The sequence below is a fragment of the Aliarcobacter vitoriensis genome (assembly GCF_003316695.1).
GTDB classification, from domain to species: Bacteria; Campylobacterota; Campylobacteria; order Campylobacterales; family Arcobacteraceae; genus Aliarcobacter; species Aliarcobacter vitoriensis.
Genome location: NZ_PDKB01000004.1, coordinates 1 through 19,370 on the forward strand (window position 1 = coordinate 1; position 19,370 = coordinate 19,370).

General features: G+C 27.5%; 13 protein-coding genes. 11 read left to right on the forward strand and 2 right to left on the reverse strand.

Annotated features, from left to right (window positions below; translation table 11 throughout):
* The 7 genes from CRU91_RS02815 to CRU91_RS02840 all read left to right on the forward strand — a co-directional run.
* A partial coding sequence (locus tag CRU91_RS02815) for an Ig-like domain-containing protein (RefSeq protein WP_222718376.1) occupies positions 1–8,354 on the forward strand: 8,354 nt, incomplete at its 5' end.
* A 12-nt stretch (positions 8,355–8,366) separates the two neighbouring features.
* Positions 8,367–8,807 (forward strand): toxin-activating lysine-acyltransferase, encoded by a 441-nt coding sequence (locus CRU91_RS02820; protein ID WP_113893190.1) that lies wholly within the window; start codon positions 8,367–8,369, stop codon positions 8,805–8,807.
* Between the two features lie 6 nt (positions 8,808–8,813).
* Positions 8,814–10,091: a TolC family protein gene (locus CRU91_RS02825; RefSeq protein ID WP_113893192.1), complete on the forward strand. Its 1,278-nt coding sequence runs from the start codon at positions 8,814–8,816 to the stop codon at positions 10,089–10,091.
* Entirely contained in the window at positions 10,084–12,222 is a 2,139-nt protein-coding gene (locus CRU91_RS02830) for a peptidase domain-containing ABC transporter (RefSeq protein WP_113893194.1), read from the forward strand. The genes CRU91_RS02825 and CRU91_RS02830 overlap by 8 nt, the downstream gene beginning before the upstream one ends.
* Entirely contained in the window at positions 12,223–13,545 is a 1,323-nt protein-coding gene (locus tag CRU91_RS02835; protein ID WP_113893196.1) for an HlyD family type I secretion periplasmic adaptor subunit, read from the forward strand. It begins immediately after the preceding gene.
* Between the two features lies 1 nt (position 13,546).
* Positions 13,547–13,714 carry a hypothetical protein gene (locus CRU91_RS12190; RefSeq protein WP_222718377.1) on the forward strand — a complete coding sequence of 56 codons (168 nt, stop codon included), beginning with the start codon at positions 13,547–13,549 and terminating at the stop codon, positions 13,712–13,714.
* A 61-nt stretch (positions 13,715–13,775) separates the two neighbouring features.
* A complete protein-coding gene (locus CRU91_RS02840) occupies positions 13,776–14,018 on the forward strand; it encodes a hypothetical protein (protein ID WP_113893198.1) in 243 nt (80 codons plus the stop codon).
* 40 nt (positions 14,019–14,058) lie between these two features.
* On the opposite strand, the gene CRU91_RS02845 is transcribed toward CRU91_RS02840, so the two are convergent.
* Positions 14,059–14,724: a rhodanese-like domain-containing protein gene (locus tag CRU91_RS02845; RefSeq protein WP_113893200.1), complete on the reverse strand. Its 666-nt coding sequence runs from the start codon at positions 14,722–14,724 to the stop codon at positions 14,059–14,061.
* Between the two features lie 130 nt (positions 14,725–14,854).
* Here CRU91_RS02845 and CRU91_RS02850 point away from each other — a divergent pair, with 130 nt between their 5' ends.
* The 4 genes from CRU91_RS02850 (at position 14,855) to CRU91_RS02865 (ending at position 18,513) form a co-directional block, all read left to right on the forward strand.
* The gene (locus CRU91_RS02850; RefSeq protein ID WP_113893202.1) at positions 14,855–17,470 is read left to right on the forward strand and encodes a valine--tRNA ligase; all 2,616 of its coding nucleotides are present in this window, start codon (positions 14,855–14,857) and stop codon (positions 17,468–17,470) included.
* A 75-nt stretch (positions 17,471–17,545) separates the two neighbouring features.
* Complete coding sequence (locus tag CRU91_RS02855; RefSeq protein ID WP_113893204.1) at positions 17,546–17,740, forward strand: YwbE family protein; 195 nt, start codon at positions 17,546–17,548, stop codon at positions 17,738–17,740.
* A 174-nt stretch (positions 17,741–17,914) separates the two neighbouring features.
* On the forward strand, positions 17,915–18,187 hold the full coding sequence (locus tag CRU91_RS02860; RefSeq protein WP_113893206.1) for a type II toxin-antitoxin system Phd/YefM family antitoxin: 273 nt from the start codon (positions 17,915–17,917) through the stop codon (positions 18,185–18,187).
* 2 nt (positions 18,188–18,189) lie between these two features.
* Positions 18,190–18,513, forward strand: a complete 324-nt coding sequence (locus tag CRU91_RS02865; protein ID WP_113893208.1) for a type II toxin-antitoxin system RelE/ParE family toxin — start codon at positions 18,190–18,192, stop codon at positions 18,511–18,513.
* 7 nt (positions 18,514–18,520) lie between these two features.
* Here CRU91_RS02865 and CRU91_RS02870 read toward each other — a convergent pair whose 3' ends face one another.
* Positions 18,521–19,366, reverse strand: coding sequence for a hypothetical protein (locus CRU91_RS02870; protein ID WP_235826932.1), 846 nt, complete (start codon positions 19,364–19,366; stop codon positions 18,521–18,523).
* Between the last annotated feature and the right edge of the window lie 4 nt (positions 19,367–19,370).

Genomic DNA, 19,370 nt, shown 5'->3' on the forward strand with positions numbered 1-19,370 from the left:
ATAGAACAAATGAGAAGTTCCAAGAAGAAGATATATACGCTAGAAAAGGAAGAGGGGATTTAGAAGAACTGTATGAGAATATTTCACTAGCAAGTGATTATAGTAAATATAAAAATGAAACTGTAGTATTAGTAGATAAGAATAGAAATCTTATAAGTGATACAAGTAAACTTCAAGAGATAAATACTCTGTTTCAAACTATTCAAAATATCCAAGATGAAACACAAAAAGAAAAAGCTTTAAAAGAGTTCCTAGAAGAGTATAACTTTGTATCTCAAAAAGATTATGTAGATAAACTACTAAAAGAGAATAACCCAGAAAAACAAAGTGAAATAGACCACTGGAAAAAAGTATTTGCAATAGCAGAAGAGTTACAACTAGAAACTCATCACTATAGTGAAGATTTTAATAAACTAAATACCTTGATAGATAAATACAACTATCAACAAAGTGAACTAAATGGTGAACTTATAAATATAGATTATGATAAATATCTAGCTGAAATTGAAGCTAAGATGTTGAAAATCTATAATCATAATGAAGACTCACTAAATGTTCTTACAAAAGAAGATAATCCAAATAATCTTACAAAAGAGGAAGCAAAAGCAATACTAGAAGAAATAGGATATGATTTTTACTCTTATGAAAACTCTCCTTTTGATAGAGATTTTATCTTTGAAAAAAATGTATCTTTAACTCCCCAAAGATTTGCTGAACTTCTTAATCTTGTAGGTATTGAAAATCCTTATGAAGATATCAAACCTATTGAAGATGCTTTTTCATTTAAAGGTAAAAGTTTAAATGACTTGCAGTTTAAACTAGAAGATGGAAAACTATATATAAAAACTTTTGATAAAGATTTAGACTTAAGTGAAGCACAAGAACTTTCAAAAACATTTGTGATAGATAACTTTGTTAAATGGGATAAAACAAATACTCATATAGAACTTCCTGATGGTACAAAAGTAAACTTACAAGCACTGCTTGATGTTATAGGAGTAAAAGAAGGTGTTGGCTTTGTAGATGTAAATGAGGCATTTTTAGAAATATTAGGTGAAGATGAAACTATAAGTTCATACCTAAAAGATTATGAAACAAAAAATGTTTATGTAGGAACTAGCCAAGATGATATCATAAAAGCATACTTTGAAGATACTTTGATAGTAACTGGAACTGGGAATAATACCATCGTTACAGGAACAGGTGATGATATAGTATTTGCACATAATGGAACAAATGATATAAATCTAGGAAGTGGAAATGATACAGTAAGCTATGAGTTAAATAAAGGTTCTGTATATGTAAGCTTAGAAAGTGGTAGTTCTTCTACTGGTGATACTTTAAAAGATGTAGAAAATCTTCATGGAAGTAAGTATAACGATATTTTAGAAGGTGATTCAAAAGATAATATCCTTTTTGGAAGTGATGGAGATGATATCCTTATAGGTCTTGGTGGAGCAGATACACTTGATGGTGGAGAAGGTATTGATTTAGCTAGTTATGAAACTTCAAGTGCTGTTGAGATAAATTTAAAACACAACTATGCAGATGGTGGTGAAGCTACTGGGGATAAATTTATAAATATAGAAGGTATAAAAGGCTCAAAAGAAGCTGATACTATCGTAGGGGATAATAACGCAAATTTAATATATGCAAATGATGGTGATGATAGAGTAAGTGGAAATGGTGGCGATGATATAATCTTTGGTGGTGCTGGAAATGACTATATCAAAGGTGATGATGGAAATGATACTTTATATGGTGAAGATGGTGATGATATTTTAATTGGTGGAGCAGGTGATGATATACTTGTTGGTGGAACTGGTAAAAATATGCTTTATGGAGATAGTGGAACAGATACTGTTTTATATAAAGGGAAATCAACAGATTATGAAGTATTGATTGTAAATGATGATACACTCTTTGTAAAATCAAAAGACGGAAAAACTCTTGATACTCTAAGAGATATTGAAGAACTAGCTTTTGATGATGCAGTTTTTCAAATAGACTATGAAAATAAAACTCTTATTAAAAAAGTTGTATTTGAAAATCAAGAAGATGATAAACAAAACGATACTTCAAAAACAGCTCCTATAAACCAAAATGAAAAATCTTCAGTTATTGAAGAAAGTACAAAAGAAGAAGATAAAACTGATACTTTAGAAAATATACTTTTAGATGAAGCCGTTGTAGTAGAAGTACCAACTTTGACACAAGAAAATCCTTTATATAAACTTGTTCAAAAGATAAAAGAGCATAACGCTAGCCAAAGTTTAGAACAAAATAAAGATGAAAAGGATACAAATAATAATCAAGCAGCTTCTATAGCAACAGCTATTATGCTAGGAACAGTTGCTGCTGCTGAGACTATAGAGTCTTCAACAGATGAGATGAATTATCTAAGTGATGACCCAGCTTCTTTAAAAAATTTAGTAAATACTAAAGATATAGATGTTCCAATACTTACAAAAGATAATCCACTATATGATATTGCACAAAAAATCAAAGAATATAATAAGCAAAATGTAAATAATTCAATATTAGATAACTCAACTAGTGCTGATGATATAGAAGAAAAGATCTATCAAATTGAAACAAAAAAAGAACTAACAACTGAAGATAATCAAGAGAAAAAAGAAGAAAATAATAAGATAGATATAATAACTCCTAAAATTATGGTTCAAGAAAAAAACATAGTTAGTGAGTTTACAGTCACAGTTGAAAATAGTGTGGAAGATGAAAGTTTAGAGCCACTTATTGCTGCCCAGATTACTTTAGACCAAGTGGTAATAGATGAAGACAATAATCTTTATGGGATAAAAGTATCAGACTTAAATAACTTCACTACAACATTAGAAGTTGTATTTATAGGACTTCCTGATAAATTTTTACTAAGTGCTGGAGAAAAAAGAGTTGATGGAAACTGGTATTTAAAGGAAACAGATTTAAAAGATTTGTATATGATACCACAAACAAATAATTCTGATGATTTTGATTTAACTATAAAAGCCATAGTTTCTGATACACATGGAAGAGTAACTATCTCTACTTTAGTACAAACGATAACTATAGTTGCAGTTGCTGACACTCCAAATTTAGATATTTTAGACTCAAGAGGAGATGAAGATACAGCAATAGCTTTAAATATAGAAACTTCACTTGTAGATGATTTAGGTGGAGTTGATGGAGAAGAAAGCATTTATCTTACTATTGAAAATGTACCAAGTGAAGCTATTTTAAATAAAGGTATAAAAAAAGAAGATGGTATTTGGTATCTACTTCCAGAAGATTTAAAAGATTTGACTATTACTCCAAAGTTAAATGATGCAGATGATTTTACTATCAAAGTTACAGCATATTCAACAGAGAGTGAAAATAGTGATGTAGCAAGTATAAGTAAAGATATATTTGTACAAGTTATTGCTGTTGCAGATACTCCAAATTTAGAAGTTGTTGCTTCAAAAGGTTTAGAAGACACAGCAATAGCATTAAATATAGAAACTTCTTTGGTAGATGACTTAGGTGGAGTTGATGGGGAAGAAAGTATTATTATTGAGATAAAAAATGTTCCAAGTGATGCTATTTTGAATAAAGGTGCTAGGGATGAAAATGGAATTTGGTATTTATATCCAAATGAATTAGAAAATCTTACAATAACTCCAAAATTACATAGTGGCGATGACTTTACTATAAATGTAACAGCATACTCTATAGAAAGTGAGAATAACAGTATAGCTTCAATAAGTAAAGATATATTTGTAGAAGTGGTAGCTGTTGCAGATACACCTATTTTGGAAGCTTCAAATAGTTTAGGAGATGAAGATACTCAAATATCATTAAATATTAAAGCTTTTTTAGTAGATACAGATGGAAGTGAAGATTTAAAAATAAAAATAGAAAATATTCCAACTGGAGCAGTTTTAAATCATGGAACAAAAGATAATAGTGGAGTTTGGCATCTTTTGCCAAAAGATTTAACGAATTTAACTATAACTCCACCATTACATGATGCAAAAGATTTTACTATAAAGGTTATAGCATACTCTACAGAAAAGGAAAATACAGATATAGCTTCAATATCAAAAGATATATCTGTAGAAGTAAATGCTATAGCAGATGAAGTTATTTTAAATACTCTACAAGCTTTAAATGGCAGAGATGATTCAATAGAAGCAACTGAAGATGTAAGTATTATGATGTTGGATATTTCATCTACATTTATAGATAAAGATGGTAGTGAAACGGTACATTATATCGTAGAGGGATTGCCTAGTGGAGTTAGTTTAAATCAAGGGACAAATATTTCTACTGGTACATGGAAGATTTTGCCAAATCAATTAAATGGTTTAGGTATGTTTTTTAAAAAAAATAGTGATGAAGATTTTAGAATAAAAGTATCAGCAGTGACAACAGAAGCAGAAAATGGTCATCAACAATATACTTCAAAATTTATAGATGTAGTTGTAGATTCTGTAGCGGATTATGCAAATTTAACTGTTTTAAATGCTAAGGGTATTCAAAATGATTTTATTCCTTTAAAAATAGAAGCTTCTTTAAATGATACGGATGGAAGTGAAGTTCTCGAAATAATTATTGAAAATGTGCCTAAAGGTGCAATTTTAAATAATGGTATTGAGAAAAATGGAAAATGGTATTTAACAAAAGATGACTTAACAAACTTACAAATACGACCACCATTTAATAGTACTACGGCTTTTGAATTAAAAATAAAAGCAGTTACAACTGAACAAAAAAATGGAGATAGTGTTGAAACTATAGGGTATTTAAAAGTAAATATTGAGTCAGCACCAAGTTCAGCAAATGTTACAGTTAAGCCAATAAGTGTACTTGAAGATTCTATTTGTAAATTGGATATAAAAGTTGATGAAAGTAGCCTAAAACCTAAAGAATCAATTTATTTAGAAATATCTTTACCAAAAGATTTTATGTTAAATCAAGGACAACAGTTGTCTAACGGTAATTGGAAAGTAAGAACTGACCAATTAGATGATCTTATTTTAAAAGCACTTCCAAATTATTCTGGAAGTATTACTCTTGATGTTATACCAGTAATTGTTGAAGCAAATGGTACTTTAAGAAAAACTACAACTGTAAAATTACCTATAGATATACAAGCAGTTGCGGACGAAGCTTTACTTGAAGTAAAAAATATAGTTACAGATGAAAATAGTCTTGTTTATCTAAATATTAACTCAAAACTAACAGATTTAGATGGAAGTGAAAATTTACAATTAAGGATTTCTGGAATTCCTCAAAATGCTATTTTAAATGTAGGTAAGAAAGATGGAAATATTTGGATAGTTGAAGAAAAGGATATAAGTACAATAGCTATGTTAAGTCCAAAAGGAGTTAATGGTGATTTTAATTTAAAAGTTGAGGCTATATCTACAGATAGTAATGGACATCAAAAAATAGTATCAAAAAATATGCTGATAACTTTAAATGAAGTTTCTACTGAAACATTTAAAGTTGAAACATCTTTTGAAAGTGAAAATACAGATTTTTATGTAGAAAATATTGAAGTGTACTCAGATACAAGCCAAGGTGACTTTTTAGAATATTCAGGGGCAAATGATACTATAAAAAGTGGTGGTGGTTCAGATATTATATATGCAAATGGTGGAAATGATACTGTTTATGCAGATGAAGAAAGTGGCAAAATAACAGTATCTTTTAAAATTAACTCAAATTTACATAAAACAGATGGTAGTGAAAAAGTAATTTTTTATATTGAAAATTTACCTGAAAGTTTTTCAATAAATAAAGGTTTTATTCGTGATGGTAGATTGATTATTGAAGATGATAATTTTGATGGAAATATAACTATTTCGTATCCGTATACAAAAGATAATGTAGAATTAAAAATTATTTCAGAAATAACAAGTACAGATGAAGAAAATCCATATAAAAAAGACACTTCTTTAACTTTAAATATTCTTGCTACAGAAATAGCTGGAAATGACTATATTAATGCAGGAAGTGGCGATGATATAGTTTATGGAGAAAGTGGCGATGATATTATCTTAGGTGGTGATGGCGATGATATTTTATATGGTGGAGCAGGTAATGACTATATAAATGGTGGAAAAGGTGCAGATAGGATTGATGGTGGAGCTGGTGATGATATTATAGTTATGGATGCAGAAGACTTTTCTCGAAATACTTTTATTACGGAGATTGTAAATGGTGGTCTAGGATTTGATACCGTTATAATACAAGGGGATAAGGGTGTTAATTTTGATATGGGATTAACAAATGTTGAAAGTTTTATAGGTGGAGATGGAAATGATAATATCATAGGAAGTAAGTTTTCTGATATTATAAGAGGAGGAAAAGGTGCAGATACTTACTATACTTTAGGAGGAGATGATATTGTATATATTGATGGTGAAGATATAAAAGCTAAATCAGGGAATTTTATAGATACTGGAGATGGGTACGATAAAATTTATATAGAAGACAGTATAGGAGTAGATTTTGATGTTGCTGATACTAATGCAGAAGAGATAATATCTGGAAGTGGAAATGATATATTAAGAAATAGTAAAAATGATAATATGACTATTTATGGTATGGGTGGAGATGATATTATTTATGGAAGTGCTGGTATAGATATTTTAGATGGCGGAACAGGGAATGATACTATAAATTACTCAAATAGTAATGCAGCTGTAAATATAAATCTTTTAACAAATACAGTTTCTGGTGGATATGCAACAGGTGATACTATTGAAAATTTTGAAAATATTGTTGGAACAAAATACGATGATAATCTAACAGGAAATAATAAAGATAATATTTTTTATGGTGGAGCTGGAAATAATACGATAAATGGTATGGGCGGAATTGATACGGTAGTATTTTCTGGAAGTTTACTTGATTACTATAATGGAAAAGATAAAAAAAATATTGTTACAAATTTTGATGGGAAAGCTACAGTTTATAGTAGTTTAGGGGTAAATACTCTTACAAATATAAATAAATTGCAATTTGATGATTATGTTGTTTATATAGATGGTACTAAAGATAATGCTCCATTTGTTTACAATGATAAAGTGGTTGGAGTTGAAGATACAAAATTGGTAATAGATAGTAGTACCTTATTATCAAATGATTTTGATATAGAAGGGGATAATCTAAGAATAATTGGAGTGAAGAACGCTACAAATGGAACAGTAACTTTAGGAGTTGATGGGAAAATAACATTTAATCCAAATTCAAACTATAATAGTAGTACAAATAATACTTTTGATAAAAATTCAGCTTTATATAAAGGAAGTGCAGGATTTGAATATATTGTAGAAGATAAATCAGGAAATCAAAGAACAGCCTATGTTGATGTAAATATCTCTGCTGTAAATGATGCTCCAACTATTACTCATCACTCTTTTAATCAAAATGGTAACGTATCAGGGAGAGGTAGATTTATAGTAGAAGATGTGGATAGTAATGTAGATAATATTAGTTTTAAAGTTATTTCTTATATCTTTGGTTATACAAATATATCTGGAAGAACAGCTGATGCAAATGGAGAGTTTTATTTTGATTACTATGGAGAAATTGATTGGGATGGTAGAATGGAGGTCCATTATATGGAAACTTTTATGGTACAAATATCTGATGATGGTGAACCATTAACAGGTAAAAATATAGGAAGTATTGTATTTGAAACAGGTTTAAATTATATGAGAGTTTTTGGAGATCCTATTGTTATAGATCTTGATGGAGATGGAGTAGAAATAGGGGAGTTTTACTATGATACACACAATGATAATTTAATAGGTGCCTATAAAGATGATGCAATTTTAGTTTGGGACAAAGATAAAAATGGAACTATAAGCTCAATAGATGAAACAAATTTTTTAGGACTTAGTCAAACAGCAAAAAACGATTTGGAGGTATTACGAGAAATTTTTGATACAAATAAAGATGGTCTTTTTGATAAAAATGATGAAGAGTGGAATAATTTTGCACTATGGCAAGATAAAAATATGAATGGCTTAGTAGATGATGATGAGTTTACAAAAATTTCTGATAGTAATATTTTACAACTAAATTTAAATTCAAATAAAAATAAAGAAGTAGATTTTCCAATTCTTGAGTATGCTTCATACACTACAAAAGATGGGGATGAATATGATATAGCTGCTTCTCATATTGATACTACTATGACAGAAGATAAATTATCACAAGAAGATATTTTAGTTTTAAAAGAGGCAATAGTTTTAATAGAGCAAATGGCATCATCAAATAATAATATAGATAAATATGAGGAGTTAGAAGTAAATAACTCTTTTTTTGATGATAACTTAGATGAAGAAAATATAGCATAAAGGATAAATAAAATGGAAAAACAAAATCAAACTTTTGAGATGAAAGCAAAGATTACAGAGGTTTTAGGTGAAGCACTTTTAGTATTATTAAACTCAAATGCACATAGATTGAATTTTTTTATAAGTGATGTTGAGTGGTTGTTACTTGCTCCAATAACAAAAGAGCAATTTAGACTATATAAAGATGCAGAAGGAAAGCCAGTAGGGCTGATTTTATGGGCTTTTGTAAATGAAGAAGTGAATAAAAGATTGGAAATGGGTATTGGAAAGTTAGGATTTAATGAATGGAAAAGTGGTGAGACTTTATGGATTATTGATTTAATAGCTCCATTAGGTGGTGCTGATAAAATGCTTGAAGAGTTAAAAGATACAGTATTTAAAGGTAAAAAATTTAAATATCAAAGTGTAGATAAAGAAGGTAATAGAACTATTTTAGAAGCTTTTGGTAATTAGTAATATATGAAAATATTTATATTTTTATTAACTTTTTCTAGTTTAGTTTTTGGAAAAACATATAGTCTATTTGATCTATACAAACTATCTTCACATATTAGTGAAGATTATGAGATTAGTAAACTACAAAATGAATATAGTGATAAAGAAGTTGATAAATCTATATCAGCTTTTTATCCAAAAGTGGATATATCTTCTGAACTTATGAAAATCAATGAATTCCCTGTAATTATAGATGGGGTAGAGCAAGAAAAACGAGATAATAGAAGAGATACTACTTTTACAGTAGAACAAACTATTTATGATAGAAGTAAATATTATGATTATAAAGTGAAATCAAATGAATTATTACAAAGTGAGTTTGAAATTCATACGCAACAACAGGAACTTATGTTTAATGTTATAAGTTATTACTTAGATTCTTTATTAAAAGCAAAGCAAATAGAACTGTTGAATCAAAAATTAAAAAGAATAGATACTATAGTATTAAGAGCTAAAGTCAAAATGGATAGTGGGCTAATCTCAAAAGCTGATTATTTAGAAGCTCAATTACAAAAAGATGAAATATTGACTCAAATTATAAAAAGAAAATTAGATTATAAAGTAAGTAAATCTTATTTAGAAAAACTTTCAGGAGTTCAAGAACTAGATATTAAAAAAAATATAAACTTAGCACTTTTTGATATAAAAAATTTAAATGAAGCTAGTAAAGATATTGAAGATAATTTAGATATTCAAGTACAGAAATTAAAATTACAAAATAGTGATATTAAAGTTTCTAAAAGTATTAGTAGCTTTGAACCAGTTATATTTGCAAAATATGAACATGTAGCAAATGATATTCCCAAGAATGAAAATGAGAGAACTTTGAGTTTATTTTTAAAATTTAATATTTTCAATGGTTTTTATGATATTAAAAATTATCAGCAATCAAGAATAGAAAAGAGTATTGAAAAGTTAAATTTTAATAAGCTAGTAAAAGATGTAGAACAAAATATAAAAAATAAAGTCAATAACTTATATTCTTATTATGAGATAATAAAAAGTTACCCAGAAGTTTTGGAAGCAAAAAGATTTGTAGTTGATGGAATGCAAGAGAGGTTTAATATTGGTACAAAATCTATTATTGATTTATTGGATGAGGAAAATGAATATTTTGAAAAACTAAATATTTTTACAGAGTATCAATACCAGTTATTATTAGAATATACAGAGTTAATGAAATATACAAATTTTTTAAATGAAGAATTTTTAAATGAAATTGATAGGTTGATATATGAGTAAAAAAATAATTGAAAATGAGTTGATTCACTCTTTCTTACTTCTGACAAGAATGTTAAATTGTGAAATAAATTATGATGATTTGATATTTAAAATTGGTTCATCAAATGACATAATAGAAGAAGATTTATTATATGTTGCAACAGAATATTATGATTTAAAAATAAAAAAGGTAAGTGTAAAACTTGAAAAACTCAAAAACAATCCACTCCCTGCAATAGTAAAGTTAAAAGATGATAAATATAGTTTGCTTTTTTCAATAGAGGATAATAAATATAATATATATGATTTTAATACCTCTCAACAGTTATCGTTAGATGAAGAAGAATTTATAAAAATTTATGATTATGAATTAATTTTAATATCAAAGGATGATAGTAAAGATTATTCTACTATTAATAATTTTGGTTTATCTTGGTTTATTAAATCATTTTTTAAACAAGATAGGTTAATTTATCATGTCCTTTTTGCAGCTTTTATTATTCAAATTTTTGCTTTGATAACACCTCTTTTTACAATGATAATTATAGATAAAGTTTTTAGTTCAAGTGGAAGTAGTACTTTAGAAGTTTTAGTTATTGGACTTTTTATTATAGCAATTTTTGATTTTGTTATTAGTTATTCACGAAAGCATCTTCTTAGTCATATGACAGCAATTATAGATGTTACAATGGTTTCTAAGTTTTTTAAGCATCTTACCTCTTTACCTTTAAGTTTTTTTTCTAGTAAACAATCAGGAGATGTAGTTGCTAGATTTAAGGAAGTTGAGTCTATTAGAAATTTTATTAGTTCAGGACTTTTAACTTCTTTTATAGATTTTCCTTTTGGTATTATATTTTTGATTGTTATGTTTTTATTTTCACCAACACTTACAATAATTGTTTTAATAGCTATAGTAACTATTTTCCTATTATATGGAGTAGCAAATCCAATATTAAAAGAGAGATTAAAGAAAAAATTACAACTTTCTACTGATTCCCAATCATATTTATTTGATTGTGTTTCTTCTATTGAAACTATAAAATCAATGTCTATTGAACCTACAATAAGAAGGGATTATGAAGAACATTTATCAAAACAAACTAAACACAATTCAAAAACAGATGATATATCTGGAAATATTTCTCAAATAGCATCTTTTGTCAATAAAATAACAGTTGCTTTATGTCTTTGGATAGGAGCAATAGGTGTTTTAGATGGTAATATGACAGCAGGACAATTAATTGCATTTAATATGTTAATTGGACGAATTATGGCTCCTGCACAACGAATAGCACAAACTTTACAACAAATATATCAAGTAAAAATATCAACAAAAAGAGTTCAGGAGATATTTAATACAAAGCAAGAGATTTCTATTAACTCTAAACAAACAAATTTACCAAAGATAAAAGGCGAAATTGTTTTTGATAAAGTCTCTTTTAAATATAACGAAGAATCTTCTTTAGTTTTAAATAATATAAATTTAAAGGTAAATATTGGTGATATTGTAGGAGTTGTTGGAAAATCAGGTTCAGGTAAGACTACTTTTACAAGATTATTACAAAGACTATTTCATCCAACTAATGGGAAAATAACAATAGATGGTTTTGATATTTCAACTATAGATCCCAATTGGCTTAGAAGACAAATTGGTGTTGTTATGCAAGATAATTTGTTGTTAAATAAAAGTATCAAAGATAATATAACATTATCAAATCCAAGAGCAACTATGAAAGAAATTGAGTATGTTTGTGAACTAAGTGGAGCAAATGAATTTATTTTAAAATTACCAAAAGCTTATGATACTATTGTTGGAGAGAGAGGTAGTCTATTATCTACAGGACAAAGACAAAGAATAGCGATTGCAAGAGCCCTGATAAATAATCCAAAAATACTAATTTTTGATGAAGCAACGAGTGCAATTGATTTTGAAAGTGAAATTATTATTCAAAGAAATTTAAAAAAGATTTGTGAAGGAAGAACTGTATTTATTGTTTCTCATAGGGTATCAGTTTTAAAAATAACAAATAAAATATTATCTTTATATGATGGGAAGATTATAGAATTAGGAACTAAAGAAGAGTTATTAAAAAATGAAAAAGGGTATTTCCATAATCTTTGTAAAGCCCAAAATATATTAAGTGAGATATAGATGAAAAAAGAAAATAGTGATTTTTTAATTGGAATAGAATCTATTTTAGCTACAAGACCATCAAAATTATTGTGGTTAGTTCCTTCATTAATTGGGAGTTTAGTTTTATTTATAATTTTATGGCTTACTTTTAGTCAAATTGATGTTATTGCACCATCTTTAGGTAAAACAATACCAAGTTCAAGAATGATTTTAATTCAAGCAAAAGAAACAAGTACAATTGAAAAAATTAATGTAAAAAATGGAGAAAATGTAAAAAAAGGGACTTTATTAGTTGAGTTTAAAAATAGTTTAGAAAATTTTGATAATAATAGTATGAAGGCAAAATATGAAACACTTTTATTAAAAAAGGTTTTTTTAGATGCAATGATTAAATATATAGATACAAATCATAAAATAAAAGCTATAGAAAATAGTGAAATATCATCTAATTTACTAAAATTAGCAAATGACAAATTAAATAGTCACATATCTTCATATGATACTGAGATTAAATCTTTAAATGTAAAAATAGAAAAAGTAATTTATGAAAAAAAAATGGTGGAAACAGAAGTAAGAAAACTTTTAGAACTTTTACCATTTACTCAATATAAATTAGAACAAATGAAAAAACTTGTAGAAAAAGGGCTTGAACCAGAAATATCTTTGAAAGATTTAGAAGAAAAATATATAGAGGAAAAAAGTAATATATCTATAAAACAAGATGAAATAAAAAAATTATCTACACAATATGAAATTTCCAAACATGAACTTATGCAGTTTAAAAATAATACAAGAAAAGAATTACTTGAAGAGTTTAATAAAACAACAGATGAGTTAAATACAACTTTGCCAGAAGTTGATAAAAGTAATTATCTTTTAGAAAGTAAATTTATCTATGCTATAGAAGATGGATTTATATATAATTTAAATAACGGTACTAGTGGTAGAGTAGTACAATCAGGTGAAGTTATTATGGAACTTATTCCAACTTCATCTGCTTTAGAAGTTGAAGCAAAAGTATTGAATAGAGATATTGGATTTGTACATTTAGGTCAAGAGGTAAAAGTAAAAATAGATAGTTTTAAATTTACAAAATATGGATATATAGATGGTATCGTTACAAATATAGCAAAATCATCTATACTAGATGAAAAATTAGGAGAGATTTATCCAGTATTAATTGAACTAAAAAATGATACTATGAAAATAGATGATAATTATATAAAACTAATGCCAGGTATGACTTGTAGTGTTGATATAAAAATAGGTAAAAGAAGACTTATTGAATATATTATTTCTCCTATGATAAGATACAAAGATGAAGCTTTAAGAGAACAATAAAATGTTTAAAATATATATAAATATATTTATACTAGTGATTTTATTTAGTGGATGTTTAAGAAATAGTGATTGTTATAGCAGTTATAATGTACATTATGTAGATTGGGGAAATGGTACTGGTATGCAACCAGTCTTTACACCAAATTATTCATCAAAACTTTGTAAATAATAAAATACATTTAAATATCTTTTGCTAATATATGGTATTCCATAATTAAAAGGATTCGAATATGAAAAAAATAGCTATATTTTTTATTTTAAGTTCTGTATTTGTATTTGCAAATGAACCAAAAATTGATATAAAAGTAGGTTGTGTAGAAACAAAGTTAAACGAAACAACAAGTATTATAAGTTGTCCTAGTGCTGAATACAAAGTTGTTTTTGAGTTAAGAGGTACAAAAAGAGCAGCTGATGAACCAGTTAGCATAGAAAAAATTGGTGAAGTAAAACCAATAATAGTAAATTATAAATAGATAAAATTCGTATTAAAAAGCTTGGAAATTTCCAAGCTTTTTAAGGTTTAATTGTTGTAAATCCTAAACTTAACCAAGATTGCATTCCACCTCTATACCATTTCATTTTCTCTTGAGGATATCCAATAGCCATTAACTCTTTCATAGCTTCAGGTGATTGTCCACACCAAGTAGCATTACAAAACATTAAAATTGTTTTTGCATTTGTAAAGTCATACTTTCCATCTTTTTGCTTAACTCCAAAAAGTTCTAAAGTTTCTTCAAATTCATCTGGATATTGAGATTTTTTTGTATATACATAAGGTACATTTACTGCACTAGGGATTGTTTGGTAGTTGTACCAATTTTCAGTTCTTGAATCAACCAATAGCAAATTATTATCTTTTTTTGCTTTTTCAATAAACTCTAAAACTTCTAACTCTCCATATGTATCGATATTTGGTGCAGCTTTCATAGGTGTGATTTTTCCAAAATATGTAACAAAACTTCTTTTACAGTTTTCATCTATATTTTTTGAACTTTGTGTAACTTCTCCAAAAATATCTTTTGGGTCTAAAGTTATACTTTCACACTCTTTTGGTTTATTTTCTCTTTTGACTGAGATTTTTTTACCATTTTCCAATATTACTTCAACTCCAGAATTTTGTAAATCAGCACCAAATATTGCACTTGATAAAACTATACTTCCTAAAAATATTTTAAACATAAACTCTCCTTATTTTAAAATTATATAGAGCTTGATTTTAACAAAAAGTTTTACAAAGTGCAAGTTATAAGCTACTAAGCCAAATTTAGATAAAATCTAGCCTATTTTAGTAACACAATTAGGATTTTTTATGAGCGATAAATATGAACCATCAAAGATAGAAGATAGTTTTTATAAAATTTGGGAAGAAAGAGGTTATTTTGAGATAGATGGAAATAAAGCTATCCAAGAACCAAACAAAAGCTTTGCTATTATGATGCCACCACCAAATGTAACGGGAAGTTTACATATAGGTCACGCACTTACATTTACTCTACAAGATATTATTACACGATACAAAAGAATGGATGGTTTTAAAACTCTTTGGCAACCTGGAACTGACCATGCTGGAATTGCAACACAAAATGTAGTTGAAAAACAACTTTTGGCAGAAGGTTCAACAAAAGAAGAGCTAGGACGTGAAGCTTTTTTAGAAAAAGTTTGGAAATGGAAAGAGTTTAGTGGTGGAACAATCGTTCATCAAATGAGAAAATTAGGAGTAAGTCCAGCTTGGAGTAGAGAGCGATTTACTATGGATGAAGGACTAAAAGAAGCAGTAAAAGAAGCTTTTGTAAAACTTTATGATGATGGTATGATAGTACAAAATAACTATATGGTAAATTGGTGTACTCATGATGGTGCTTTAAGTGATATTGAAGTTGAACACGAAGAAGTAAACGGTAAGTTTTATCATATGAATTATCATTTTGCTGATAATAGTGGCTTTGTAACAGTTGCTACAACTAGACCTGAAACATACTTTGGGGATACAGCTATTATGGTTCATCCAGAAGATGTTAGATATAAAGATTTAGTTGGGAAAGAGGTAGTTTTACCACTTACAAATAGAAAAATAAAAATTATTACTGATTCTCATGTTGATATGGAGTTTGGAACAGGTGTGGTTAAAGTTACTCCAGCTCATGATACAAATGACTATGAAGTAGGTAAACGTCATAATTTAGAGTTTATAAAATGTTTTGATGAAAAAGGTATTTTAAATGACTACTGTGGAGAGTTTTCTGGAATAGAGCGATTGGAAGCTCGACCAATAATTGTTAAAAAACTTCAAGATGAAGGTTTTATAGTAAAAATTGAAGAACACAATCATCAAGTAGGACATTGTTATAGATGTAAAAATATAGTTGAACCATATATTTCTAAACAGTGGTTTGTAAGTAAAGAGGTTGCAAAAAAATCGATAGAGAAAACTTATGCAGGTGAAGCAAAATTCCACCCACCACATTGGCTAAACTCATATAGAGCTTGGATGGATGAGCTTAGAGATTGGTGTATTTCAAGACAACTTTGGTGGGGGCATAGAATACCTGTATTTTATTGTGATGAGTGTAATCATCAATGGGCTACAAAAGAGGACGAACCAACAGAGTGTCCAAAATGTAAAAGTTCAAAAATAAAACAAGACCCAGATGTGCTTGATACTTGGTTTAGTTCTGCTTTATGGGCATTTTCACCACTTGGTTGGGGAAATGCTGGACAAATGAAAGATACTTTTAACGATAATGATTTAAAAGATTTCTATCCAAACTCTTTATTAATTACTGGTTTTGATATTATGTTCTTCTGGGTTGCTAGAATGATGATGATGGGTGAGCATTTTATGGGGCAACTTCCATTTAAAGATATTTATATGCACGCTCTTGTACGAGATGAATTTGGTGCAAAAATGTCTAAATCAAAAGGAAATGTAATCGATCCACTTGATATGGTAAATGAACATAGTGCTGATATTATAAGATTTACTTTGGCTTATTTAGCTGTTCAAGGAAGAGATATAAAACTAGGTGCAAAAAATTTAGAGCAGTTTAGAAACTTCACAAATAAGCTTTACAATGCTAGTAATTTCTTAAGCTTAAATGTACCAACTTTTGAAGATTTAAAAGATATAGAAATCAAAACTCCACTAGGACTTTATATGCAAAGCAGATTAAGTAGTGCAGTTGATGAGGTAAGAAATACACTAGAAAGCTATAAATTCAATGAAGCAGCAAGTACTCTTTATAGATTTGTTTGGACAGAATTTTGTGATTGGGGAATAGAGTACTCAAAAGCTAGTAAAGATAGTATCGTAGAACTTGGAGCTATTTTTAAAGAAACGCTTAAAATGGTAAGTCCATTTATGCCGTTTATTTCAGACTATTTATATCATAAACTTAGTGGTACAACTTTAGAAGATGGTGATTCTCTTATGATTCTTTCTTTTCCAAAAGATATTAAAAAAGATGAAAATATAGAAAGTATGTTTTCTATCATCGAAGAAGCAATAACAGCTATAAGAAGAGCGAAAGTTATCATAGATATGGGAAATAGCAAAATTGCAAAAGCATATATAAAGCTTGATAAAAATATTGATACAGTTGTAGCAAAACCATTTATAGAAAAACTAGCAAAAGTTGATAGTGTTGAGTTTGTAAGTGCGAAGGTTGAAAATAGTATAACTGATGTTTCAAATAATCTTGAAGTTTATCTTCCAACAAGTGAAATTGATATGAAACCTATCATAGATAAGCTAACTAAACAGCAAGAAAAAGCACAAAAAGAGTTCGATAAACTAAATGGTATGTTAAGCAATGAAAGATTTGTAGCAAATGCCCCTGCAAATGTAATAGAAGAGAATAAAAAAGCACTTGAAGAAGTAAAAACAAGGTTAGAAAAAATAGAAGCTGAACTCAAAAGTTTGAGTTAGAAGTTGTATTTTGAATGAATATCTTAGAAAGCCTTATCAATTTTTTGATGGGGCTTTTTTATTTAAAGGAAAAATATGCTTGATTCTAAAAAAAGAATAAATATAAAAGCAGGTTTAAAAGTAAATATTGTACTAAAACAAGACCAAAGAACAGGTAAACTTACAAGCGGAATAGTAAAAGATATACTTACAAATTCACCAACTCATCCACATGGAATAAAAGTACGGCTTCAAGATGGGCAAGTCGGAAGAGTTCAGGAAATATTATAGTAAATTGTTACATTTTGACTATAAATAAAACTAGACTTATTTCACAAAAACTTTATATAAAAATCATAAACCAAATATTATGTTGTTATCATTTACAATGAAAACTTTTAAAGATTTTAATACTAAATAAAAACTAGATTTAGTACAATATCTAAAATATTTAAAGGATTTAAAATGAATCTAAGCAGTGATATAAAACCAATCTCTTATCTAAAATCAAAAACAGCAGAAGTTATAAATGAAGCAAATGAAAGTAAAAGAGCAATAATCATAACTCAAAATGGTGAAGCAAAAGTCGTAATCCAAGATATAAAATCTTATGAAAATATGCAAAATTCAATCAATTTATTAAAACTAATTGTTCAAAGTGAGAATGATATAGAAAATTGTGATATTATAAATCAAGAAGATATGTTTGAAAAATTAGAAAAAAAACTTTTTGAGTAAATATGAAAAATTTTGAAGTTTTATGGACAAAAAATGCCAAATATGATTTGGAGTTGATTGTTGAATATATCAAATTAGATAGTTTTGCTATTGCAAAAGAGATATTTTTTGGTATAAAAAATGAGTGTGAAAGTTTATACTATTTTCCTAAAAGAAAAAGAGTAGTTCCAGAATTGTCTCAAATAGGAATTTTAAAATATAGAGAACTTATATATAAAAGATGGAGAGTTATATTTAAAATAGAAAATCAAAAAGTTTATATTCTTTTAGTAGTAGATTCAAGTAGAAATTTGGAAGATATTTTGTTTCAAAGATTAATGAAATAGAGTAAACCTATTTCACCAAAACTTTATACAAAAAACTCAAACCAAGTATTCCAAAAATAGTTAAAACAATAGATAAAAGATATATTAAAAATTTCTCTTTTGTTTTTTCATAAAGTTCAAAATAGACTTTTTCTAAATTTGTATTTATATAAAATATTGCATTGTTTTGTATGCTATTGTTTATATTATTTGATACTTCATTTATATATATTGGGATTAAATCTTTAAACCATTTTGGAGCTAATTGTCCATTCTGGTTTGAAAGATTTATGATGCTTTTATCAAAATTTATAGTTGTACTAGAACTTATCATCTCATCAAATTGATTTGTTGCATCAAAGTTTATAAGTAAAGAAGATATATTTCTAAAGTTTTTATTTGGAATAAAAGTGTATATATCGCTACTAGGAACTAGGTTTTTATTTAACTCATTTGGAATAGAACCTTCAATAGTCAAAAGTTCTTTTTGTAAATCATCGCTTTGAGTTGTTTGTAGTATTTTTCCTAAACTTTCATCAATTTTTAGATTTGTGAGCTCCCAAATAAATTTTTTATCCAAATCATTTGATAACTCAACCAACTCATTTTCAGATATATCAAAGCTTGATTTATCTACTTGGATTGATGAAAAATTGTCATTGAAAGCAGTTTGTATTTTGTTTAAAATTTCTATATCTCTGCTTTCAAGATATTTTTTTAAATTATCTTGAATATACAAAGATGTAGTTTTTGTTTCAAGTTGATATTTTGTGAGAATTTCATCTTTTATGGTATCGAAATCATTGCTATATTTTGATACAAATCCAGATAACAAAACTATAATAAATAAAATAAAAAATATAAACTTTTTCAAAATT